Origin of the sequence: Ectobacillus panaciterrae DSM 19096 (genome assembly GCF_000430785.1) — a bacterium.
GTDB classification, from domain to species: Bacteria; Bacillota; Bacilli; order Bacillales; family Bacillaceae_G; genus Ectobacillus; species Ectobacillus panaciterrae.
This window is the reverse complement of the sequence record NZ_KE387254.1, coordinates 13,799-37,738: the sequence shown is the minus strand read 5'-3', so window position 1 is coordinate 37,738 and position 23,940 is coordinate 13,799. Positions and strand designations below refer to the sequence as shown.

General features: G+C 45.0%; 24 protein-coding genes and 1 riboswitch. Of the genes, 1 reads left to right on the top strand and 23 read right to left on the bottom strand.

Going from position 1 to position 23,940, the window contains the following annotated elements; all coding sequences use genetic code 11:
• The first annotated feature begins 405 nt into the window (after nt 1-405).
• A complete protein-coding gene (gene clpP / locus H540_RS0127835) occupies nt 406-990 on the top strand; it encodes an ATP-dependent Clp endopeptidase proteolytic subunit ClpP (RefSeq protein WP_028403362.1) in 585 nt (194 codons plus the stop codon).
• 44 nt (nt 991-1,034) lie between these two features.
• Here clpP and H540_RS0127830 read toward each other — a convergent pair whose 3' ends face one another.
• The 23 genes from H540_RS0127830 to H540_RS0127710 all read right to left on the bottom strand — a co-directional run bounded on the left by H540_RS0127830 (nt 1,035) and on the right by H540_RS0127710 (nt 23,375).
• Nucleotides 1,035-1,292, bottom strand: a complete 258-nt coding sequence (locus tag H540_RS0127830) for an HPr family phosphocarrier protein (protein WP_028403361.1) — start codon at nt 1,290-1,292, stop codon at nt 1,035-1,037.
• A gap of 64 nt (nt 1,293-1,356) precedes the next feature.
• Nucleotides 1,357-2,304, bottom strand: a complete 948-nt coding sequence (whiA, locus tag H540_RS0127825; RefSeq protein WP_028403360.1) for a DNA-binding protein WhiA — start codon at nt 2,302-2,304, stop codon at nt 1,357-1,359.
• A 218-nt stretch (nt 2,305-2,522) separates the two neighbouring features.
• Nucleotides 2,523-3,473, bottom strand: coding sequence for a gluconeogenesis factor YvcK family protein (locus H540_RS0127820; RefSeq protein ID WP_028403359.1), 951 nt, complete (start codon nt 3,471-3,473; stop codon nt 2,523-2,525).
• A 2-nt stretch (nt 3,474-3,475) separates the two neighbouring features.
• The gene (gene rapZ / locus H540_RS0127815) at nt 3,476-4,354 is read right to left on the bottom strand and encodes an RNase adapter RapZ (protein ID WP_028403358.1); all 879 of its coding nucleotides are present in this window, start codon (nt 4,352-4,354) and stop codon (nt 3,476-3,478) included.
• Nucleotides 4,355-4,369: 15 nt separating this feature from the next.
• Nucleotides 4,370-4,828, bottom strand: a complete 459-nt coding sequence (locus tag H540_RS0127810) for an NUDIX hydrolase (protein ID WP_028403357.1) — start codon at nt 4,826-4,828, stop codon at nt 4,370-4,372.
• A 286-nt stretch (nt 4,829-5,114) separates the two neighbouring features.
• On the bottom strand, nt 5,115-6,068 hold the full coding sequence (gene trxB / locus H540_RS0127805) for a thioredoxin-disulfide reductase (RefSeq protein WP_028403356.1): 954 nt from the start codon (nt 6,066-6,068) through the stop codon (nt 5,115-5,117).
• A 78-nt stretch (nt 6,069-6,146) separates the two neighbouring features.
• Complete coding sequence (locus tag H540_RS0127800) at nt 6,147-7,661, bottom strand: tetratricopeptide repeat protein (RefSeq protein WP_028403355.1); 1,515 nt, start codon at nt 7,659-7,661, stop codon at nt 6,147-6,149.
• A 238-nt stretch (nt 7,662-7,899) separates the two neighbouring features.
• Nucleotides 7,900-8,427 (bottom strand): acyltransferase, encoded by a 528-nt coding sequence (locus tag H540_RS0127795; protein WP_028403354.1) that lies wholly within the window; start codon nt 8,425-8,427, stop codon nt 7,900-7,902.
• Nucleotides 8,428-8,441: 14 nt separating this feature from the next.
• The gene (gene ppaX, locus H540_RS0127790) at nt 8,442-9,074 is read right to left on the bottom strand and encodes a pyrophosphatase PpaX (protein ID WP_028403353.1); all 633 of its coding nucleotides are present in this window, start codon (nt 9,072-9,074) and stop codon (nt 8,442-8,444) included.
• A 14-nt stretch (nt 9,075-9,088) separates the two neighbouring features.
• Nucleotides 9,089-9,232, bottom strand: coding sequence for a hypothetical protein (locus tag H540_RS33725; RefSeq protein ID WP_155891168.1), 144 nt, complete (start codon nt 9,230-9,232; stop codon nt 9,089-9,091).
• Between the two features lie 99 nt (nt 9,233-9,331).
• The gene (gene lgt, locus H540_RS0127780; protein ID WP_028403352.1) at nt 9,332-10,144 is read right to left on the bottom strand and encodes a prolipoprotein diacylglyceryl transferase; all 813 of its coding nucleotides are present in this window, start codon (nt 10,142-10,144) and stop codon (nt 9,332-9,334) included.
• Nucleotides 10,145-10,165: 21 nt separating this feature from the next.
• The gene (gene hprK, locus H540_RS0127775) at nt 10,166-11,095 is read right to left on the bottom strand and encodes an HPr(Ser) kinase/phosphatase (protein WP_028403351.1); all 930 of its coding nucleotides are present in this window, start codon (nt 11,093-11,095) and stop codon (nt 10,166-10,168) included.
• Nucleotides 11,096-11,354: 259 nt separating this feature from the next.
• Nucleotides 11,355-11,729, bottom strand: coding sequence for a phage holin family protein (locus H540_RS0127770; RefSeq protein ID WP_028403350.1), 375 nt, complete (start codon nt 11,727-11,729; stop codon nt 11,355-11,357).
• A gap of 139 nt (nt 11,730-11,868) precedes the next feature.
• Nucleotides 11,869-12,180, bottom strand: a complete 312-nt coding sequence (locus H540_RS0127760; protein WP_028403349.1) for a magnetosome magnetite crystal formation protein family — start codon at nt 12,178-12,180, stop codon at nt 11,869-11,871.
• 63 nt (nt 12,181-12,243) lie between these two features.
• On the bottom strand, nt 12,244-15,114 hold the full coding sequence (gene uvrA / locus H540_RS0127755; RefSeq protein WP_034672112.1) for an excinuclease ABC subunit UvrA: 2,871 nt from the start codon (nt 15,112-15,114) through the stop codon (nt 12,244-12,246).
• Nucleotides 15,115-15,121: 7 nt separating this feature from the next.
• Complete coding sequence (gene uvrB, locus H540_RS0127750) at nt 15,122-17,098, bottom strand: excinuclease ABC subunit UvrB (RefSeq protein ID WP_028403347.1); 1,977 nt, start codon at nt 17,096-17,098, stop codon at nt 15,122-15,124.
• A 185-nt stretch (nt 17,099-17,283) separates the two neighbouring features.
• On the bottom strand, nt 17,284-17,724 hold the full coding sequence (locus H540_RS0127745) for a bifunctional adenosylcobinamide kinase/adenosylcobinamide-phosphate guanylyltransferase (RefSeq protein ID WP_028403346.1): 441 nt from the start codon (nt 17,722-17,724) through the stop codon (nt 17,284-17,286).
• Nucleotides 17,676-18,296, bottom strand: coding sequence for a histidine phosphatase family protein (locus H540_RS0127740; protein ID WP_028403345.1), 621 nt, complete (start codon nt 18,294-18,296; stop codon nt 17,676-17,678). Before H540_RS0127740 ends, H540_RS0127745 begins: the two co-directional genes overlap by 49 nt.
• Nucleotides 18,254-19,045, bottom strand: coding sequence for an adenosylcobinamide-GDP ribazoletransferase (gene cobS / locus H540_RS0127735; RefSeq protein ID WP_028403344.1), 792 nt, complete (start codon nt 19,043-19,045; stop codon nt 18,254-18,256). The genes H540_RS0127740 and cobS overlap by 43 nt, the downstream gene beginning before the upstream one ends.
• Nucleotides 19,042-19,620 (bottom strand): bifunctional adenosylcobinamide kinase/adenosylcobinamide-phosphate guanylyltransferase, encoded by a 579-nt coding sequence (locus H540_RS0127730; protein WP_028403343.1) that lies wholly within the window; start codon nt 19,618-19,620, stop codon nt 19,042-19,044. The genes cobS and H540_RS0127730 overlap by 4 nt, the downstream gene beginning before the upstream one ends.
• A gap of 296 nt (nt 19,621-19,916) precedes the next feature.
• Nucleotides 19,917-21,380, bottom strand: a complete 1,464-nt coding sequence (locus H540_RS0127720) for an adenosylcobinamide amidohydrolase (protein ID WP_028403342.1) — start codon at nt 21,378-21,380, stop codon at nt 19,917-19,919.
• A gap of 2 nt (nt 21,381-21,382) precedes the next feature.
• Nucleotides 21,383-22,441 carry a FecCD family ABC transporter permease gene (locus tag H540_RS0127715; protein ID WP_028403341.1) on the bottom strand — a complete coding sequence of 353 codons (1,059 nt, stop codon included), beginning with the start codon at nt 22,439-22,441 and terminating at the stop codon, nt 21,383-21,385.
• The gene (locus tag H540_RS0127710; RefSeq protein WP_425388195.1) at nt 22,404-23,375 is read right to left on the bottom strand and encodes an ABC transporter substrate-binding protein; all 972 of its coding nucleotides are present in this window, start codon (nt 23,373-23,375) and stop codon (nt 22,404-22,406) included. Before H540_RS0127710 ends, H540_RS0127715 begins: the two co-directional genes overlap by 38 nt.
• Before the next feature lie 130 nt (nt 23,376-23,505).
• Nucleotides 23,506-23,690: riboswitch (cobalamin riboswitch) on the bottom strand.
• Nucleotides 23,691-23,940 lie beyond the last annotated feature (250 nt).

The window sequence follows — 23,940 nt, the reverse complement described above, 5'->3', positions numbered from 1 at the left end:
TTTTATCACCTTTTCGGCTTTATTAGCAGAAAGGGAGCAGAGTTTTCGAAATCGGACACGTTTAAAATCACATCATTCGGTTATGATGATGACAGACAGAAAAGAAGGGAAAGTCTAATTCATATCGAATAAGATTAAACAAACTTCTTTTTCAATTTTAGAAAATACATAAAAGCAAGTGGTTTCGTTTGACCTTTCTTGACCATAATTGTATTATATGAATGAGAGATTACCAAGAAAAGCACAGCCGGCTCGTTCAGGCGCAGAGTCTAAGGTTCTCCGCCCTAAAAAGCGCTTTTTGCTTTTTTGTGGCGGAGGTTCTTAGGCGGCAGCGCCTAGCCGGCGGAGCTGGACATCTACCCAAAGTTTTTTTACTTTCTTATTTCCAATAAAGGAGGAATATTCATGAATTTGATTCCTACAGTCATTGAACAAACAAACCGCGGGGAACGCGCATATGACATCTATTCCCGCTTATTGAAGGACCGCATCATCATGCTCGGAAGCGCAATCGACGATAACGTCGCTAACTCTATCGTAGCGCAGCTTTTATTCTTGGAAGCGCAAGATTCCGAGAAAGAAATTCATCTATACATCAACAGCCCAGGCGGCTCCATCACAGCCGGCATGGCGATTTATGACACGATGCAATTTATCAAAGCGCCGGTTTCTACTATTTGTATCGGCATGGCAGCTTCTATGGGTGCCTTCTTGCTTGCGGCTGGCGCAAAAGGAAAACGTTATACCCTTCCTAACAGCGAAGTGATGATTCACCAACCGCTTGGCGGCGCACAAGGCCAAGCAACAGAAATCGAAATCGCAGCGAAGCGCATTTTGTTCTTGCGCGATAAGCTGAACAAAATCCTTGCTGAACGCACAGGTCAGCCGCTAGAGGTTATTGAGCGCGATACAGAACGCGACAACTTCATGACTGCCGACAGAGCGTTAGAGTATGGTTTAATTGACCAAATCATTACTGAAAAAAAATAACATGGCACCATCAAAAGAGCTATCGCCTGCGCGATAGCTCTTTTTCAGCTTTCTTTTTGTACGTAAGTTACTAACGCCTCTACGGCTGCCGCTTCGTCGTTTCCTTCCGCAATAATCGTGATTGTACTGTTCGCGCTTACCGCTAAGCTCATAAGACCCATAATACTTTTAGCATTTACCTTTTTACCGTCCTTCTCGATGAAAACATCGGATTGAAAACGGTTTGCCTCTTGCACGAATAGAGCAGCCGGACGCGCTTGCAATCCGGATTTCAAAGCAACTTCCACTTGTTTTTGAACCACTGTTCTTCTCCTCCTTTTTATTTCTTTATCCTTCTTATCTCATAGGACTCCGCTCGAAGCGGTTTTATTTTACAATCGGTTCTCCTGCACGCAGTTTATCAGCAATTTCATCAATTTTGCGCAAACGATGATTAATACCAGATTTGCTGATTTTTCCGCCGGACACCATTTCTCCCAGCTCCTTCAGTGTCACATCCTGATAGCTGACGCGAAGCTGTGCAATTTCCCGCAGCTTGTCAGGAAGAAAATCCAAGCCGACTGTCCGATCAATGTACTTGATGTTTTCGATTTGCCTGAGCGCTGCACCTATTGTTTTATTTAAATTGGCGGTCTCACAATTCACAAGACGGTTTACGGAGTTGCGCATATCGCGTACGATACGTATATCTTCAAATCGAAGCAGCGCATTGTGCGCGCCGATGATATTTAAAAACTCCGTAATTTTCTCCGCTTCTTTTAAATATGTAATGTAGCCCTTTCGTCGTTCGAGTGTTTTACTGTTAAGCGCAAACTCGTTCATAAGTTCACATACTGCATCATTATGCTCCTTATATAAAGAAAAGACTTCAAGATGATAGGAAGAGGTTTCTGGATTGTTTACAGATCCCCCTGCCAAAAAGGCACCGCGCAAATAAGAGCGCTTGCAGCATTTCTTTTTAATGAGACCTTTTGAAATGTTGCGAATCAATGTGAAATCTCCTTGGATGATTTGTAAATCATCCAAAACTTCCTTTGCCTTTTCCACCAATCTTACGATATACACATTGTTCTTCTTTAAGCGCATTTTCTTTCTGACAAGCAGCTCCACTGTAACCTCGTAGCTCCTCTTTAAAAGCGTATAAATACGCCTTGCGATTGCAGCGTTTTCTGTTTGAATGTCAATGATAAGGTGGCGGTTGGAAAAGGAAAGTGAGCCGTTCATGCGAATTAACGCTGACAGTTCCGCCCTTACGCAGCAGTCTTTCGTCTCTAAGTTTGTTAATTCTTTTTTTGTTTCTGATGCAAAGGACATTGTTTCTCACCTCCCGGATTAAATTGCATAGGGTATTGCTATATATGAGTGAATTATAATTTTGACATTTCCATGTGCTATGTGCAACCAAAAGGGAGCATTGCATGCTTCTTCTCTCTGGTTTACCCTTGCATGAACCAAAGGTTTGACTGCTTCTGCACGTCTTTTGATCTCTCTTCACTATCAAAAGACGGTTTTTTTTATTCACTTGTATATAGTTATAGCAACGAATATAAAATCGATGCCAGTTTTAATGTATCGTGACGAACCACATTATCATCGTACTTAGCCAGCATATCTTGAATGACTGCAATGTTCATTTCTTTCAAACGATCCGCATCGCACACAACCGGAGTTGACAATTCTTTTTCATACCGCTTCAGCAGGTGCGCGGGAATATCTCCATTATTTGCAATCACCGTATCAATAAACGGCTCCTCTAAATGATTATGAAGCGCCTGCACATGATCAGAAGCCGTATATCCCATTGTCTCTCCTGCCTGCGTCATGACATTGCAGACGTATACTTTCTTCGCTTTCGCTTTTAGAACGGCTTCTCCGATTTTTTTAACAAGCAGATTCGGCAAAATACTCGTATACAAACTCCCAGGACCGAACACAAGCAAATCTGCCTTTCGGATTTCGTTCAATGTTTCTGTGAGCGGTTCTACATGTTCAGGAGTCAGAAACACGCGTTTGATTTTCTCTCCCCGATACGGGATTTTTGATTCGCCGGTTACCGTGGTTCCATCGGCATATTCTGCATGCAGCACCACGCTTTGATTGGCTGCCGGCAATACGCGTCCTCTCACATTCAATACTTTGCTCATTTCTGTAATGGCGTGGAAAAAGTCTCCGGTTATAGATGTCATGCCAGCCAGCAGAAGATTGCCTAGGGCATGACCTGATAAATCTCCCGCTGTAAAGCGATGCTGAAACAAAGCCTCCACAAGAGGCTCTACATCAGACAACGCTACAAGGACGTTGCGCACGTCCCCGGGAGGCGGAATCTCCATTTCATCCCGAAGTCTCCCTGAGCTTCCTCCGTCATCCGCTACGGTTACAACGGCTGTAATATCCACCGGGTATTTCTTTAACCCGCGCAAGAGAACGGATAAGCCTGTCCCTCCGCCCACAATGACCATTTTGGGCTTTCTCTCTCTTATCATGCTTAATGTCCCTTTCTTTTTTCAACATCGCGATGAGACACATGAGTTTTATATTCTTTTTCGAAATACTTCGCCAAATATTCCGCGATGGTAACGGAACGATGCTGTCCGCCTGTGCAACCGATGGCGATGACGAGCTGACTTTTTCCTTCTCTTTTATAATGTGGAAGCATAAAGGAAATTAAGTCCGTCAGCTTCTCTAAAAACTTGTGCGTTTCATTGAATTTCAGCACGTAAGAAGAGACTTCCTCGTCGAGGCCCGTGAGAGGCTTCATTTGCGGAATGTAGTATGGATTCGGCAGGAACCGTACATCAAACATAAGATCGGCATCAATCGGTACACCGTACTTAAATCCGAAAGATGTCACATTCACGCGGAACGCTTCCTGGTCAGGAGCAGAGAACACGTCCGTAATCTTTTCACGAAGATCCTTCGGCTTAAAATCAGACGTATCCAGCACAATATTTGCGCGTGCTTTCATGTCCGCCAGCAATTCTCGTTCCAGCTCAATTCCTTTTAACGGAAGATCGGTAGGAGCGAGCGGGTGGGAGCGTCTCGTTTCCTTGTAGCGCGTAACAAGCGTGCTGTCCTTCGCATCAAGGAATATGATATGAGGAATGAGCCATGTGCGTTCTGTTAAGTCATCTAATGCTTCCCATAAGTGATCAAAAAACTCACGGCCGCGCAAATCGATGCCGAGCGCCACTTTATCCATTTTGTTCATTGACTCAGACATAAGCTCAACGAACTTCGGAAGCAGTGCGGGCGGCAAGTTATCCACGCAGAAATAACCTAAGTCCTCAAAGCTTTGCAGCGCCACTGTCTTCCCTGCTCCTGACATCCCAGTAATGATGACCATTTTAATATCATTTTTATTCATAGCCGGCTCCCCCCATTAACTCGGATCTAAGCGATAGGAAATCAGCTCGAAATCCGGTGTATATACAAACGTTCCATATATGATTCCATTGCCCTGAAGCAAATAATCGATAATGTGATGATCCCCCGGCGCCATCGGCAAGGAAACAATTTGCTCCTCATCATGCCACTTTAAAATACCTTCTTCACACTCATCTTTATTTTCTCCTGCAAAATCTGTTGCCAGAAAGGAAAACATCATCCATTCCGATACAATCTTATCATCTTCTTGTATAACGAAAGTAAACACGCCTTTTAATGCGGGATTTTTCAAATAAATGCCGGTTTCCTCCCGATACTCGCGCACTACTGCTTCCCGGATGGTTTCTCCGCGCTCCATTTTTCCGCCCGGAGCTACCCACCAATTGCGACGCGGCTTCTGTAACAAGAGCACCTTATTATCTTTTACTAATACGCAGTTTGTCACTCTTTGCAAGTTCATTTCACCTCAGTTATATAGGGCAGGCACCCAAATAAACCTATTCTCATCTTATTATACTATCAAAAACTGTTTGTCACAACGAACGGACAACAGTCCGTTTTAAAAAAATAGAAAATTTAGAAAAATAAGGTCTGAGGAGCAAAAGAAAAAGAGCATAAGTCGCAGCACTTATGCTCTGTCAATAGGACCTTATATAATAAGGGGGGTCAACTTGTACTTACTATACCCTATCCATATTGCATTGCTGTTACAGCCCAATTAAAGAGCCGTTACTCTTCCGTTACTGTTTCGCGACCTTCAGCTCTTCCATCAGCTCTTCAATATAATGCTGCGCGCTTTGTGCAGCAATGCTGCCATCGCCTGTCGCTGTTACGATTTGGCGGAGCCCTTTTTCACGAACATCGCCGGCCGCGAATATTCCCTCTATCTTCGTTTCCATGCGATCATTCGTTTCAATATAACCGTTTTCGTTTGTAATGCCAAGCGCCTCAAACGGCTTGGATAACGGAAGCATGCCGATGTAAATGAATGCACCGTCCGTTTTGAACTCTTGCTCTTCTCCTGTGTTTACATCCGCTAATGTGACGCTGCCCACTTTTCCGTTCGCTTCATTGATTTGCTTCACTGTATGATTCCAGATGAAGGAAATTTTTTCGTTTTGGAAAGCGCGGTCCTGGAGAATTTTTTGCGCACGCAATTTATCGCGGCGATGAACAATCGTTACCTTTGTCGCAAAACGCGTTAAATATACGCCTTCTTCTACCGCAGAGTCGCCGCCGCCGATTACAACAAGCTCTTTGCCTTTGAAGAAAGCGCCGTCGCATACTGCACAATACGATACGCCGCGTCCGCCAAGCTCTTTTTCGCCCGGAACGCCGATTTTTTTATACTCAGCTCCGCTTGCAACAATAATCGCACGTGCTTTATATTCCTTCTTGCCGGCAACTACCGTTTTAAACTCTTTGCCGTCAATAACTTCTTTCACATCGCCATACGCATATTCCGCTCCGAATTTCTTCGCATGGTCAAACATTTTTGTGGACAGCTCCGGTCCTAAAATATGGTCATAGCCCGGGTAGTTTTCCACTTCCTCGGTATTTGCCATTTGACCTCCTGGAATACCGCGCTCAATCATCAAAGTGCTCAAATTTGCACGAGATGTATATAAAGCAGCCGTCATGCCTGCAGGACCTGCACCGATAATAATGACATCATAAACTTTTTCTTCAGACACGTTTTTCACTCCTTATATGGAATTACGTCCTTCTTATATTATATACAAATTCATTATACTTACCGGATTTGCTTTTTTCTAATAATCTGCCTTAATCTGCTTCACAGCCTGAATATATTTGCGCACAGTGGATATAGATACATTATATATATGTCCGATTTCTGCTTGCGTCATGTTTTCCTTTTGCTCGCTGCGGACCACATATTCCACAGCCGCAGACCAGCCGAACGCATTGGAGAAGGACATATTTGTATGATAGAACGAAGAAAACGTATGGAACCAAAGCTGTAAGCATTCTTCAATCAACATATCGTCTTTTTCCGTATGATTATATAGTACATCTGCTATCTGCGCACATTTTTGAAATTCCTTCAGCTCTTTCGGCATTCTTTTTCCGCTGCTTGCCAGAAAGAAGTAGCGCGCCCAGTTTGCAATAACGGGCTTATCCGCGGATTGAAGGATATCAAAAAAGACTTGTATTTTATCTTTTGTCTGCAGCTCATTCATTAAATACAAGGCAAGCATTTGCTCCTCTTCGCTTTTCGCCTCTTGGAATGACACTCTTAGCTGCCCGAGAAGCGCCTCTTGGTTTGTATCTGTGAAGCCAATGCCGTTCCATGGCTCCTGACCTTCTTTTTCAGGATATACTTCTACTACATGCTTCCATGTTTTTTCAGCGGTATGCGTATCCCCTATCATATAAGCGGAATAGGCAAGCCAGTAATGGAAGCTGACATCCCCTTCATAGCCCTGTCTTTTTAAAATCTTCAGCCACTTATAGGCCGTTTGGAACCGGCCGACTGTAGCGAGCGTAGTGCCCAGCTTAAAGCGGTGCTCCACAAGCATTGGATACACATACTCCAGTTGATCGGCAAGCTCCTCTGCCTGCTCCTCGCGTCCGATGGAATATAAGAAAATTAAGCTGTTGCACAAAGCATGCAGATTGCCTGGATTTTTTTCAAGCACCGTGTCGACAATACGCATCGCTTCTTCAATTTCACCGAGCTGAAAACGAGCGATGGCCAAATTGTTATAGGCAGACCAAAACTCCGGATATTCTGTCAAAACTGTCTCTAATGTAGAGATTGCTTCATCCAGCTGTCCGTTTCGAATAAAACTGTTTGCCTGCTCCTGCATGATAATGAGCTCATCCTCATCTTCAAACTTTTCCTCGTCGTCTTCTTCAATTGCAATAATATCCAATAAATCCAGCGTTTCCTCTGCAAATTCTCCATCTTCCTCAGCTTCAAGATAGCGTTGAGCGTATTTTTTCGCCTGCTGGAACAAACCGAGAAAAGCGCAATTGTTTGCCAAATAGTAATAACACTCCGTCATCTCAGCATCCATGCGAAGAACATTATTGAAAAGTTGATTTGATTCATGATACTGACCCGCTTCTGACAAAGCAGATGCGAGCTGACATAAAACAAACGGCTCCTTTTCTGCATGCGCCGCTCTCTTCAAATATTTAATCGCATCATCCAAGTTATGACGGCGATAAGCTTTCATTCCCTTTTCATAGAAAAATTGGGCAGATTGATGAAAGGCAATAACTTGTCCCTTCTCTTCTTCCATTCTTTGTTTTTTCCCCATAAATCCTCCATTTTTCATTTGTTAAACAATAAGTCCAGTATTCTCTAACTATAAGTATAAACGATTCCTAAGAAAACAAAACAATATATTGTATGCAATTTATGCCTTTTCATACACACTAGGGAAAAAAGAGGGCAGCCCAAAAGAGAAAACGTTCCTTTTGAGCCGCTTTGAGATTTCCAGCATTTCGCCGCTTCTCTGTTTTTAGCGGTCATTATCGGGTTACGCCCGCTCTTGCTCATTTGGAGAGATTCGACTCTTCCAGTCTCCGTTCTTCCAGCTCTTCTTTTGTGTAAATAATGCGCATCGGATTTCCGCCGACAAAGGACCCGGCAGGTACATCTTTATGTACAAGCGTGCCTGCTGACACAATGGCTCCGTCGCCAATTACGACACCCGGCAAAATCGTCGAGTTTGCGCCGATCATCACTTCATCACCTATTATTACATCACCGAGCCGATATTCTGTAATCAAATATTCGTGCGCTAAAATGGTCGTATTATATCCAATGACCGTGTTGCGCCCAACTTTGATTTTTTCCGGAAACATGATATCAAGCATGACCATAAGCGCAAATGATGTTTGGTTGCCGACCTCCATGCGCAAAAATGTGCGGTACAGCCAGTTTTTCACATGCAAAAACGGGATGTATCTTGCCGCCTGAATGACGATAAAATTTTTAACGACCTTCCAAAATGGAACTGTCTTATATACATGCCATAAAGAATTCGCCCCGGAAACGGGATAACGCGTCGTGCGCCTCACACACTTCTCTCCCTCTATAAAATAGTCAACAAATCGCTCATTTTCTCTAAAATATATGTCGGCTTGTACGATTCCAAGTACTCCCGGCCCTTCACCGACCACGCTACGCCTGCCGTTTGTGTACCGGCATTTTGCCCTGCCAAAATATCATGATGATTATCGCCTACCATAAGCGTTTCGGACGGATTTGCTCCTAACAACCGCAACGCCTTCTGAATCGGCTCAGGATCTGGTTTGACCTTTTGTACATCATCAATTGTCACAACTACATCAAAAAACGGCTTTAATCGAGAAAGCTTCAGACCCATTTCTACTGTCTGACGTACCTTTGTTGTAACGATACCGATTTTATATCCGTCTTTCTGAAGCGCTTCTACGGTTTCATATACTGTTTCAAATTCTTCCACGAGCGCGTCGTGATGCTTATGATTATACTCACGATAGCACTGAATCATTTCCTCCACACGCGCCGGATCAATTGAGGAAAAGGTTTCGCTCAAAGACGGTCCGATAAACGGCAAAACATCCGCACGCTGATAACGGTTTGGATAATACAAGTTCAATGTGTGCAAAAAGGAAGCAATAATGAGCTCGTTCGTGTTAACTAAAGTGCCGTCTAAATCAAATAATACTGTGTTAATTTTCATATGCAAAATCCTTTCTATCCATCCTTCTCCAGATGATGGATACAATGATAGTAAGCAAGACTGCAACCATGCGAATAAGGAATAACAGCAGAACCGGCGTATATTTCAAAATCGTAATCAATAAGGTAATCGGAAAAATAATCTTTCCGAGCACCCATGTTGTTTTAAACCCTGCCCCCCCCCCCGTTTCAACGTCTCCATTACGTTTTCTCCCCTTATTAAAAACAGCAGCGCCTTATAAAAAGGCGCTGTAACGATTACGCTTCTAAATATCTTTTATCCGCATATCCCATTTTGCGGCGAACCGCAATAAAGATAATGGAAACTACGATAATTACGATGGAAATGACTTGCGCCACGCGAAGCGGGCCAAGCATAAGGCTGTCTGTGCGAAGTCCTTCTATGAAGAAACGGCCGATAGAATACCAGATCAAATAGGTAAAGAACAGCTCGCCCCGACGAAGATTTACCTTTCTCAATAACAGTAAGATGATAACGCCCGTAATACTCCACAAAGATTCATACAAAAACGTCGGATGATAATAAGTGCCGTTAATGTTCATTTGATTAATAATGAAGCTCGGTAAATGAAGGCCCTCTAAAAATTCATGCGTAACAGGTCCGCCATGCGCCTCCTGGTTCATGAAATTGCCCCAACGGCCGATAGCCTGTCCAAGCAAAATGCTCGGCGCTGCAATATCTACAAGCTTCCAAAACGAAACGCGGCGTACCTTCGCAAACACGATGGCTGTAATGATAGCGCCGATTAAGCCCCCATGAATCGCAAGGCCGCCTTGCCGTATATTAAAAATTTGCGATGGATTTTCACTATAATAATTCCATTCAAAAATAACATAGTACGTACGCGCGCAAATAATGGCAATCGGAACTGCCAATAACACTACATCAATAAATAAATCTTTCGGTAAGCCTCTTCTCTCCGCTTCCCGTATTGCAAGCCATAGCCCAAGCAGCACGCCTGAACCGATAATCACACCGTACCAATAAATCGGAAACGGTCCCAGCTGAATAAAGACACGGTCAAAATAAGGTGCATTTCCAAGCAGCATGCTTTTCACTCCTTTTCTCTTCTACTGTTCGTTTCCTGTTTCAATCGCATTCATCAAGCGTTCTGAAAATTGCTGTGCGGCATTGACGCCCATGCGCTTGAGACGGAAGTTCATCGCTGCCACTTCGATAATAACAGCCAAGTTTCGTCCCGGTCGAACAGGAAGCGTGATTTTCGTAATCTCTGTATCAATGATTTTCATTTTCTCTTCATCTAAGCCAAGGCGGTCATAGTTTTTTTGTTGATCCCAAATTTCAAGATTAATCACAAGGGAAATGCGTTTATGGTTGCGCACAGCACCCGCACCGAAGAGCGTCATCACATTAATGATGCCTAAGCCCCGAATTTCAAGCAAATGCTCGATGAGCTCTGGGGAGCTTCCGACTAACGTATCTTCATCCTCTTGGCGAATTTCTACGCTGTCATCCGCGACGAGACGGTGACCGCGTTTTACAAGCTCAAGGGCCGTTTCGCTTTTACCAACACCGCTTGTACCCATAATAAGCACGCCGACACCATAAATATCTACAAGCACGCCGTGAATAGCCGTTGTCGGCGCCAGCTTGCTTTCCAAGTAGTTTGTCAAACGGCTGGATAAACGAGTTGTTTTTTGCGCCGAACATAAAAGCGGTACATTCGCTTGACGCGATGCACGCATAAGCTCTTCAGGCACCTCTTGCCCGCGCGTTACAATAATGCATGGCGTTTTCGGTGTGCAAAGCGCTTCCATGCGTTCTTTCTTCTGCTCCGCAGACAGCGTTCCAAAGAAAGTCAGCTCCGTTTTCCCAAGCAGCTGCACACGGCCTGCAGGATAGTATGTAAAAAAGCCGGCCATTTCAATTCCCGGTCTCGATAAATCGCTCGTTTTAATCGGGCGGTGAATGCCTTCTTCTCCACTTACAAGCTCCAGATGAAAATGCTCCATTAAATCTTTCGTACGAACCTTTGGCATGTCATACCTCCACAATTCCACTAATAAAGTTTCACCTTTCCGCGCTCTAACCGTCCGTAATCCTCTGCCTTTTCTTCGAATCAGGAACGAACGCTATGAGCCCGATTGGTTCAACCAACATCATCAGGGAGAGTCACCCTGATGATGAAGTTTCACCTTACCATTGTAACACTTTTTCAAAAAAACACGAAATGCGCTTTTGACGATACGCGCCATTTTTTATGCAAAAAGAAAACATTCCACAGAGGGTGAAATGTTTTTAGTCACGCTTTGTTAACGGGTCCAATACGACCTTATCGATCAGCATATTGAAAACAGAAATGAAAATGGCCGCTACGATTGCCGTTCCAAACCCTTCAATATTGAAGGAATTTCCTAAAATGCTGTCCACAATTTTCAACGTAAACGCATTAATAACAATAAGGAAGAAGCCGAATGTGAACACTGTAATCGGCAGCGTAATTAAAATAAGCAGCGGCTTCACGAATACGTTCAGCATGGATAAAATCACACTCGCGATAATAGCCGTTGTAATATTTTCTATGTAAAAAGACTCAGGCGCCACAAGCTTCAGCAAACCGGATACAACAATCAGCACAAGGCTGTTTATTAAAATTGACAGAATCCATCTCATTTCCAGCACATCCTTTTCCCATAAGACAATAAAAAAAGTTATATTACTCATCATACGGCAAAACCGCATAAAATACCAAGCACAGATGCTGCAGTCTGCTTAGTCATTTTCCTTTGCAGCTGCATGTCACACATCCCGCTTATTCCTTTGCCAGCACATGAATGCCGTTGCCGATGTTCCAAACGATAATAACGAAGTTCAAAAGACCGAAGCCGGCTATAACGAAAACGGCTACCACATTCATCGTTTCTACCGTATGCATCAACAACAGAAACGAAACGGACCCAATGATCCACACTGTAGGTAAAATGTGCGATAAAAAAGCTTTCTTCGCATGATGCTTTACCGTTTCATTAGAAGCGATGAAATACACAACAAGCGGAAACAAAAAGGGGAAAATCAACAAGCTGAAATAACTTCCTGCTGCTAATAGTTTTTCTGTGAAATTCACGCATTTCCCTCCTTATGTAAAAAAAATCTCCAAAAGAACTGTTTTTCTTTTGGAGATTGTATATTACTGCATCATTTCGACTTCTTCTACTTTTTGCTTCATGCGTGCTTTATCACGCTCAATGACAGTTTTTAAATATTTGGCTGTATAAGATTGTTTCACCTTCATGACCTGCTCCGGCGTGCCGGCTGCCACAATTTGACCGCCTTTGTCGCCTCCTTCAGGTCCAAGGTCGACAATATAGTCTGCCGTTTTAATAACATCCAGATTATGTTCAATGACAAGAACGGTATCGCCGTTTTCCACAAGGCGCTGCAGCACCTTCAGCAAGCGCGCGATATCATCCACATGAAGACCTGTTGTCGGCTCATCCAAAATGTAGAGCGTACGGCCATTTGAACGGCGATGCAATTCGGAAGCAAGCTTCACGCGCTGCGCTTCGCCGCCTGATAACGTCGTTGCCGGCTGACCGAGCTTCATATATTCCAAGCCGACATCCGCCAGTGTTTGCAGCTTGCGCTTGATTTTTGGAATGTTTTCAAAAAACTCCACCGCATCTTCAATTGTCATTTCGAGTACATCCGAAATGTTCTTGTCTTTATATCTTACTTCCAATGTCTCGCGATTATAACGCTTTCCGTGACAAACCTCGCACGGAACGTATACATCCGGCAGGAAGTGCATTTCAATTTTGATGATGCCGTCCCCGCGGCAAGCTTCACAGCGGCCGCCTTTTACGTTAAAGCTGAAGCGGCCCTTCTGATAGCCGCGCACCTTCGCTTCGTTCGTTTGCGCAAACACATCGCGGATATCATCGAATACACCTGTGTACGTTGCCGGGTTGGAACGCGGCGTTCTTCCGATTGGAGATTGATCGATATCAATTACTTTATCAAGGTGTTCGATCCCTTTAATCTCTTTATGAGTCCCTGGCTTGCTTTTTGCATTATACAGCTTTTGAGCCAAGGTTTTATACAGGATTTCGTTAATGAGCGTACTTTTTCCCGAACCGGAAACGCCTGTTACCGCAACAAATGTGCCGAGCGGGAATGACGTTTTCACATTATGAAGGTTATTTTCCTTTGCACCGACGATTTCAATCTTACGGCCGTCGCCTTTGCGTCGCTCGAGCGGTACCGGAATGAATTTCTTGCCCGCCAAATATTCGCCGGTCAAAGAATTCGGATCCTTCATCACCTCTTCCGGCGTACCCGCAGATACGACCTGCCCGCCGTGAATGCCGGCACCTGGTCCGATATCAATGAGGTAATCCGCCGCAAGCATCGTATCCTCATCATGCTCTACAACAATCAATGTGTTGCCTAAATCGCGCATATTCTGAAGAGTTTGAATCAAGCGGTCATTATCGCGCTGATGCAAACCGATGGACGGCTCATCAAGAATGTAAAGAACACCTGTCAGACGAGATCCGATTTGTGTTGCCAACCGGATACGCTGCGCCTCCCCGCCCGATAATGTGCCGGCTGAACGGCTTAACGTTAAATAGTCGAGACCTACGTTATTTAAAAAGCTCAAGCGTTCCTTAATTTCACGCAAAATCAAGCGCGCGATTTGCTCTTGCTTTTCCGTTAAGATCACTGTGGAGAAAAAGTCGTGCACTTCCGTCACAGACAGCTTCGTTACATCCGAAATATGCCTGCCGCCTACAAATACGGCTAAGCTTTCCGGCTTTAAACGCGCGCCTTTACATTTCGGGCACGGCTGTTCCGCCATATACTTCTCCATTTGCTCGCGAATATAATCAGAGCTCGTTTCGCGGTAACGGCGCTCAATATTCGGGAGCACGCCTTCAAATATAATATCGCTTTCTTTTACTTGTCCAAAATCATTCACATAGCGGAAATACACTTTTTCGTCTCCGCTTCCGTACAATACTTTATCAAAAAGCGCCTTTGGAATGTTCTTTACCGGTACATCCATATCGATGCCGTAATGATTGCATACCGATTCCAAAAGCTGTGGATAATACTGCGAGCTCGACGGCTCCCAAGGCGCAATCGCATGGCTGCGCAGACTTAAATCCCAGTTTGGAATGACTAAATCAAGATCCACCTCCAGCTTAGAGCCCAGACCGTCACAGGACGGACAAGCGCCGTACGGGCTGTTGAAAGAAAACATGCGCGGCTCGAGCTCACCGATGGAAAATCCGCAGTGCGGACAAGCATGATGCTCGCTGAACAACAGCTCCTCTTGCTCCATTACATCGATCAGCACGCGTCCTTCTCCAAGCCGCAATGCCGTTTCTAATGAGTCCGCAAGACGAGAGGCGATTCCATCTTTAATAACGATACGGTCCACTACAACTTCAATAGAGTGCTTTTTATTTTTATCTAATTGAATATCATCAGACAGCTCGCGCATTTCGCCGTCCACGCGCACACGCACATAGCCTTGCTTCTTAATATCATCGAGTACTTTCACATGCGTTCCTTTTCGTCCGGAAACAATCGGGGACAATACTTGAAGCTTCGTGCGCTCAGGATACTCCAAAATGCGGTCCACCATTTGTTCAATCGTTTGCGACGTAATTTCAATGCCGTGATTCGGACAAATTGGCGTACCGATTCGCGCGTACAATAAACGTAAATAATCGTAAATCTCGGTTACCGTTCCGACGGTGGAACGCGGGTTGCGGCTTGTTGTTTTTTGATCGATGGAAATGGCCGGGGACAGCCCCTCGATTGCATCTACATCCGGCTTATCCATTTGACCGAGGAATTGACGGGCATATGCCGATAAAGACTCGACATAGCGCCGTTGTCCTTCCGCATAAATCGTATCAAACGCCAAGGATGACTTTCCTGAACCGGACAGCCCCGTTACGACTACAAGCTCGTTTCTCGGAATGGTAACATCTATATTTTTCAGGTTATGTGCCCGTGCACCTTTTACAATAATATGATCATTTGCCAACGCTATCCTACCCTTCCGCTTTAAGCTCTATCACTAGATCACGAAGCTCTGCCGCACGCTCGAAATCCAGCGCGCGCGCCGCTTCCTTCATTTCGATTTCAAGACGCGCAATCATATTTGCACGCTCTTCCTTTGTCATCTTCTTCACCGGTGTTGCTTCGTATCTCACTTCTTCTTCCGCCGCCGTCGTTGCGCGGATGACGTCACGGATCTCCTTGCGGATCGTTTGCGGCGTAATGCCGTGCTTTTCGTTATATGCTTCTTGAATTTCGCGGCGGCGCTTCGTTTCGTTGATTGCCAGCTCCATTGAGTTTGTCATTTTATCAGCATACATAATAACGTGACCGTTCGCATTGCGCGCGGCACGGCCGATGGTCTGAATGAGCGAACGCTCCGAACGAAGGAAGCCTTCTTTATCCGCATCCAAAATAGTAACGAGCGATACTTCCGGAATATCCAAACCTTCCCGCAGGAGGTTGATTCCCACAAGCACATCATATTTTCCTAAACGGAGGTCGCGAATAATTTCGATTCGCTCCAGTGTTTTAATTTCAGAATGAAGATAATTGACCTTAATGCCGATATCTTTTAAATAATCCGTTAAATCTTCTGACATTTTTTTCGTCAGCGTCGTTACAAGGACACGTTCATTTTTCGCGATGCGATCCTGGATTTCGCCAAGCAGATCATCGATTTGTCCTTCAATTGGACGAACGTCAATCGTCGGATCCAGCAGTCCTGTCGGGCGAATGATTTGCTCCACAACCTCAGGTGAATGCTCCAGCTCGTACGGACCTGGCGTAGCTGATACATATACAATTTGATTCGTCTTTTCCTCAAACTCCTCGAACCTGAGCGGTCTGTTGTCGAGAGCGGACGGCAGACGAAAGCCATGGTCAATAAGCACTTGCTTGCGCGCCTGGTCGCCGTTGAACATGCCGCGCACCTGCGGCAACGACACGTGCGATTCATCGACAACGATCAAGAAGTCTTTCGGGAAATAATCCATTAATGTATACGGCGTAGAGCCGGGCGGACGCAGCGTTAAATGACGGGAGTAGTTTTCGATTCCAGAACAAAATCCCATTTCGCGCATCATCTCTAAATCATAACGAGTCCGCTGCTCCAAGCGCTGTGCCTCCAGCAGCTTATCGTTATCCCGAAGCTCTTTTAACCGTTCCTCAAGCTCTTTTTCAATATTTCCAATCGCTACACGCATCTTTTCTTCGCGGGTTACGAAGTGGGATGCAGGGAAAATCGCAGCATGGTCGCGCTCGGCCAGCACTTCGCCCGTTAACGCATCCACTTCGCGAATACGGTCGATCTCATCTCCGAAAAACTCGATACGGATGCAGTGCTCGCTGCGGGATGCCGGGAAGATTTCCACAACATCGCCGCGCACGCGAAACGTTCCGCGCTGAAAGTTGATATCGTTGCGGGCATATTGCACGTCCACAAGCTGGCGAAGCAGCTCGTCTCTCCCTTTTTCCATACCGGTACGGAGCGATACAACAAGCTCTTTATACTCCTCCGGTGAACCTAAGCCGTAAATACACGATACACTCGCCACGATAATGACGTCATGGCGCTCAAACAGCGAGGATGTTGCCGAGTGGCGCAGCTTATCGATTTCATCGTTTATTTGCGCATCCTTCTCGATGAATGTATCCGTTTGCGGCACATACGCCTCCGGCTGATAGTAATCGTAATAGCTGACAAAATACTCGACAGCATTGTTCGGGAAAAACTCCTTAAACTCACTGTATAGCTGCCCAGCAAGCGTTTTATTGTGCGCAATGACAAGTGTCGGCTTGTTTACCTCTTTGATGACGTTTGACATCGTAAACGTCTTTCCCGTTCCTGTTGCTCCAAGCAGTACTTGATGTTCCTTGCCTTCGTTAATTCCCTTTACCAGCTTCTCGATTGCTTTCGGCTGGTCCCCTTGAGGAGAATAGTGGGACACTACTTCGAATTGCTGTTCCAAACTCTTCAACCTCCTCCTAACAAAATATGTATGCTCATTTTACCATGAAAGAATGAAAAAAAGCCAAAAAAACGAACAAATATTCGCTGTAAAATTTTGTTCTATTGTAAATATATTTTTGTAAAAAAAACGAGCACGGGAACCCCCCGTGCTCAGTCCTTTTAACTCTCGTCTCATAGTCTCTTTTACTTAATCCTCTGATGTATACCGTACCAAATAAGGTCAACGCGCTTCGCGGCTGCAGCTGCCTCTTGATATGCCCAGCCTGTCGCATCGCGCCATTCTCTGTCTCCCGCTTCCATCGGAACGATTCCTTTGGTAATGTCGGTCCCGATTATTACAAGCCTTCGGTCAGGCTGTGCGTTCTCCCATATATACCATTGCTTTAATCGATTCTTCCATCCTTCTCTATACAAGGTAATGTCATGCTCAATCCAAACATCCTTGACCCACTTTTCAATGCCCTCCAAGATTAGCAGCCTTCCCTTTATAGAGTCTATAACATCAGGATTTCCATCGCCCCGATAAGCGGAAATCCATTGAAAGTCTGTTCGTTCTTCTAACCTATAATACTCTTTTACCCATGACGCCTTTCCGTTGAAGGCGCCTCCCGTAACAAAGTGCATCGCTCTCGCCTCCTGAATGCGTCTTTCGTCCAAACAAGCTCATAACCCATCCCGTGGGGAATATTCCATTCCCAAAACTCTTTTCTTTCCGGAGCAAACTCTGATAATAAATATCGAATAACTCCTGCATGTGTCATAATAGCTGCATTTTCACCTGTATCACATATGTGATGAAATACTTTTTCCCAGCCTGCTCGCACTCTGTCAGAGAAAGAAGAAAATGCCTCCCCGCCTGGAGGGGAGAGTGTAAACGGATTTTCCAACCAATTTCGATATGTTGCATCCCGCTCTAAATCCCCGTACGTTTTTCCTTCCCATCTGCCAAAATGCATTTCACGAAATTCAGGCACCAGCTTTGGAGCAGCTCCAGAAAATAGAAGGTTTAACGTCTCTAAACAACGGCCAAGATCGCTGGAGAAGAGATGCTCATAAGTATGGGACAGCATCCGCCCGCGCAGCCTCTGCTCCTCCAAGGGACATAAAGGAGAATCGGTCCATCCTAAATAAGCATGTCTTTTATTGTCTTCTGTCAGGCCATGACGAAATAATGCAATAACCACACAATCATCCATAATACCGCCTCCGTTCCTTCCACTGACGCTCCCAACACATCGCCCGTGATTCCGCCAAACCACTTTACAATTTTCTTAGATATAACCCAAAGAAGGAACAATGCCCCCAATAATAAGATAACGATTCCTAATACCGCCTCCCTGTTGAACAGCCCCGCCAAAAGCAGGAAAGCAACTGCGTAGCCTGCGTATATCCAAAGCGTTCCGGGAGCCGCTGCCTGTTTGAATAAAGAGCCCAATCCCTCTTCTTTTGCAGCTTGTACCCTTAAAAGAAGAACGCCCATAATCTCTTTCCCCAAGAACGGGATCATGGCTATAAAAATATAAGAGATTGCTTGAGTATGCAACGTAATCTCATAGATAAACAAAAAGCGGCTGCTTAATAATATGATAATAGAAATAACTCCAAACGCTCCCGTTCTCGGGTCCTTCATAATTTCCAGCCTTTTTTCTTGGTCACGGTAAGAAAAGAAAGCATCGCTTGCATCCATCCAGCCGTCAAGATGAATGCCTCCCGTCAAAAGAATGGCAGCGAGCCAAACCGCAAAAGCAGCCGTTAAAGATGAAAAAGGAGTCCAATGTAAAAAAACATATAATATACCCGCATATATGCATCCTTGAAATAACCCGAGCAGCGGAAATGTCTTCACCGCTTTGCCAAGATGTTCTCTGTCCATCTCCAGCTGTATCGGGATTGGGATAGAGGTGAAAAACTGGACGTTAATAAGAAAACCCTTAATGAGTTTCATATCGGCTCTCCTTTCATCAAAATAGGTATACCCGCCTCGACCAAATATGCCTGGGTGCATTCCTTCACTAAATGTTGGTGCAATTGACCGATTAATTTTCCGTACACAACAACCAGTTCGTTGTGATGGATCGGTTCGTGCAACACTTCGTTGCTGACAACAATCAAAACTTTGCTTCTTTTTCGTATTTCTGAAATCCCCTCTAAAACGGCTTGCTTCACAGCCCTTTGTCCGTCCTTATCCTTCCAGCGCTCTTCGCTGCTAAACAGCTCATTACTTACAAGCGTAGTTATACAATCGAGCAGTACAATATCATCTGAGCCATAATAAGGAGCAAGCTTATGAATATGTACAGACTGTTCCCACGTTCGCCAGGGGCGGGGGCTTTCGGCGCGCTGCTTTTGGTGACAAGCGATTCGAGATTTCATCTCTTGGTCTGAAGCGTATCCGGTAGCGATATAGTGAAGATTGCCATCCGTTCTTTCAGCCAGACAAGCGGCAATTCTTTCGGCATATGTGCTTTTGCCGCTGCGAACGCCCCCGGTAATAAAAATCAATGATGTATCTGTCGCCATGTTCTCCCCCCATTAATCTGCCATTCTGTTCAAAACTTTTAATGGTAAATCGTAACTATATAAGTCCACTTTTTTATTCCGACATATCTATCGTTTGCCACGTAGAACAAAAGGGAAACTGCGCTCGCTCCCTCTCCCTGCATGGGCCACGAAAAGGGTTTGACCGCTTCTACGCTTAGTTGGATGCGCTTTCCCCTCTATAAAAAGACGGTTTTTTATTCACTTGTATATAGGCGGTGCTCCGATAACTAAATCGATGATAAAAACTACAGTGATTGCAATCAGGTGATAAAACATCATGTTTGCATCCTCTTCTTATATTTTCGTACGCCGTCTGTCGTACATTCATATATGCCTTTTCCAATCAGCTTTCCTAACGGAGCAATGCTTCCCGCAAATTCAAGCAGTTTCCCTCTTTGAGTGGCCGCAATCAAGATACTGTCCGTAGAAGTGCCGGTCGCCAGCGTGCCGGTTACAGAATCCGTGACTTGTTGGTCATGCAGCGCCTTCGTCTTCGCTTCCGCAGCTGTCACGATGCTTTGAACAAGAGCTTCCTCCGTCAGTTCCCCATTTACGAACACCCATGTATTAATAGTTCCGGGATCTGCTTTAAAAACATGACATTCGCTTCTGGATGCGTCTACAGCATTTGTCAGTCCGGCGGTTACAACAATAAATACAGAGAATCCATCCTGTTCATATAAACGGAATGAAACGTCTTTTAAAGCGGCTGCTGTCATCATGCCGACTGTTTCTTCTGGTTCATAGCCCTTAGCTTTTAAATAGGCGGTCATCTCATCGCGATGATTATCACAATCATAGCCAAGATGCACATGGCGATTGACAAACGTTTGATGCCAGCCGGTTCCAGAGCCGATAACTGCCGAGGACAACGTCCGAAGCGGGGCGGGGGACTGAAGTGAAATGATCTCGCTGGATATGTTTAAAAGGGATTCGTCTATACGGATGTGTCTTTCATCCTGTTCCTCAGGGAGCAGGAGCATTTGTGGCTTTGGCACTTTTGAGTGAGCATGCTTCTTAATATTCGTCCGATAGACTGTCTTAATCCGTTCTTCCCGAAGCACTTCATTGACATTGCCATACATATTAATCATTCCGTCTTGTAAAAGCAACAGCTTGTCACAATACAATCCGGCCAGGTTTAAATCATGAAAAATGGAAATCACCGTCAGCCCGTATTCATCGGTCCAGCGCTGCAGTGAATCCAATAGCTCCTTTTGAAAAGAAAGATCTAAATGATTTGTCGGTTCATCTAATAACAAAATTTCCGGTTCTTGCGCAAGAGCTTGCGCCAAAAACACCCGCTGTCTCTCACCGCCGGACAGTTCATGGATGAATTGATGCTGAAAAGAGGAGATTCCGGTTTGATTCATGACCCTTTGCACCGCTTCTTCGTCCTCTTCGCTCCATGTATGAAGCCAGCTCTTTTGATGAGCATAACGTCCGAGAGAGACTGTTTCTTTTACTGTATAAGAAAAGGCCTGTGATTGATGCTGCGGGAGAACCGCTACCACCTTAGCCAATTGTTTGGGCGAGTAGCCGGAAAGCGCCCGTTCCTTTATCGCAATGCTTCCCCGCTCATACGGCAAAACTCCGCTGAGCATCTTCAGCAGCGTCGTCTTGCCGCTGCCATTCGGACCCAATATCCCAAGAATTTCGCCCATTTCCACATCAAAGGAGATATCATGCAAAACGGACTCTTCCGCATATCCTCCGGTAACATGCTGCACACTAAGCATCTTTATCCTCTTCTTTCTCTGCGTCTTCTTAATAAAATGGCGGCAAATGCAGGCGCTCCGATCAGAGCTGTAATAACCCCGATCGGGAGTTCCGTCGGTGCGATAACGGTTCGCGATACTAAATCAGCCAGCACTAAAAAGCCGCCTCCTGTCAAAACGGAAAGAGGCAGTAGATGCTTATGATTCGCTCCCCATAACCGCCTTGTCAAATGAGGAATCACCAACCCTATAAAACCAATTGTTCCCGATACAGAAACAGCAGCGCCGGTCAAGATGGAACCTGCGATTAAAATCAGCAGCTTCTTTCTTTGCACGTTCACGCCCAAATGCCGCGCCTGCTCTTCTCCGAAAGACATAGCGTCCAAATCGCGGGCACATATCATCATGACAGCGGAGCCAATGACAGTAAAAGGGGCTATGATTCCGACATACTCCCAGCCTCGGGCGGAAACGCTTCCAAGCAGCCAGCCGATAATCTGCATCAATTCCTCGTCTGCCAAGGCAATCATGAGCGAGATGAAGGCCCCTAAAAAAGAGCTGAAAATAATACCCGTTAAAATAACCGTTTCCACTTTCATGAATCGATCGATCTTTCGGGCAAACCATACTACGAGCAAAATGGTAGTGAATGAGGCCAGAATGCTGAGCAAAGGCAGTGTATAGATTCCCACAACTGGAAGCGCAAGATGAAAGTACAAAGTTAAGACCGCTCCTACAGATGCTCCGGATGAAACTCCCAACGTATAAGGGTCTGCCAGCGGATTTCGCAAAAGCCCTTGAAAAGCTGCACCTGCAATCGCAAGAGAAGCCCCTACCAGCCCCGCCAATACGACCCTCGGCAGCCGGATATTCAGCACGATGCTCGTATACATGGGATCAGCGTTTCCCATAGGCAAACGCAATATGTCTGTTCCTATAATGCGGAGGATGGCATCAATCGGAACGAATACCGTTCCGATTGATATGCCTAAAAGCACGGCGGCCACCAGAAAGCTCCCCGCCGTCAAATAAGCGATGCCTGTCTTATTTTTTGAAAGTTTCAGGGTAAACAGCCTTTGCAAGTTCCTCTACTCCTTCGGCAAGTCTTGGGCCGGAACGGGTTACAATGTCAGAATTTACATCCACCACCCGCTTTTGCTTCACCGCATTCACCTCTTGCCAGCCTTTTCGATTCAACACTTGTGCTGCTGCATCTTTTACATAGTACCCATAGGTCGTAACAATCACATCTGGATTGCGTTTCACTACTGCTTCCAGATCAATTTTGTTCCAGCCTTCCAAATCGCCAGCCGCATTTTTCGCATTGATGATGCTCAGCATTTCATCCATAAACGTGTTCTTCCCCGCTGTGTAAATTTCAGGGGCAGGCGATACTTCAACAAATACTGTCTTTACGTCTTTTATTTTGGCCGCTTCAGCTTGAATCATTTTTATCTTTTCTTTCATGCTTTTGACAACATGATCGGCGTTCTCCTTCTCGCCTGTTGCGCGGCCGATTGTTTCAATAGATTCATATACTTGCTGAATGCTTTTTGCGTCATTTACAACAAGCACGGCAATACCCGCATCTCTTAATTGTTTAAGTCCCTTCGCAGAATTATGAGCGCTTGACGCGTGGGCAAGAACTAAGTCCGGTTTTAAAGAAATGATTTTTTCTAAATTCATTTCCTGACCACCAACCTTCTCTTTGCTAGCCGCTTCTTTCGGATAGTTATCGAAATCGGATACTCCGACAATTTTATCTCCTAAACCTAACTCGAAAGCAATTTCTGTGTTGCTTGGAATAAGCGATACAATTTTCTTAGGTTTTTCTTTTATTGTTACTTTTTCACCCGCCGCATCCTTCACAGTAACTGGAAAAGCAGTGTTCTCGTTCTGTGGCGTCTGTTTTTCTCCGCCGGCATTGTTTTTCGCGGAACCGGACTCGTTACTGCAGCCAACCAGCATCCCGATTGACAACAATAGCGCAAATAATAGTGCATACAGCTTCTTCATCATGTCGATCCTCCTATTTTTGAAAAATAAAAAAACACCCCTGCGAAGAGATGCCTGTACAGCTAGACATATAGAAACACAAATAATCCAAAGGTCTCTAAGCTGGCCGGACTCCTATCCTCGTAGGTTTTTCGGTGCACAAAATCAGGCAGGTCTCCTGGCTTATGATCATCGCTCTCTGCGCCTTCCCGTACTCGCTTGTACAGTGGACCATTGCAGATTGCTCCCATTTACAGTGGCGGGACCGCGTTGGAATTTCACCAACTTCCCTTTTCAGTATTCCAGAAAGAAGACACCTGTTTCTGTTTAGTTGTATGAACATCTCTGTTCAAACAAATTATATACTATTTTAGTTGAAAATTATAAATTTTTGTTAAAATGAAGTTGTTTTGTAATTAGACTCTGTTAAAACATGCGGTTAATTTTCTTGTTGAACTCCCATGGAAGAACAGAGTCTCTTCTATAATCTGTGGTGCCGCGAAGCGCGGCATCGTTGAACGGGCAGGTTAGTTCAACAAGAAACTGAAGAGGTCCTGCCGTCAAAAATTGTTCTTATCTTAAACTT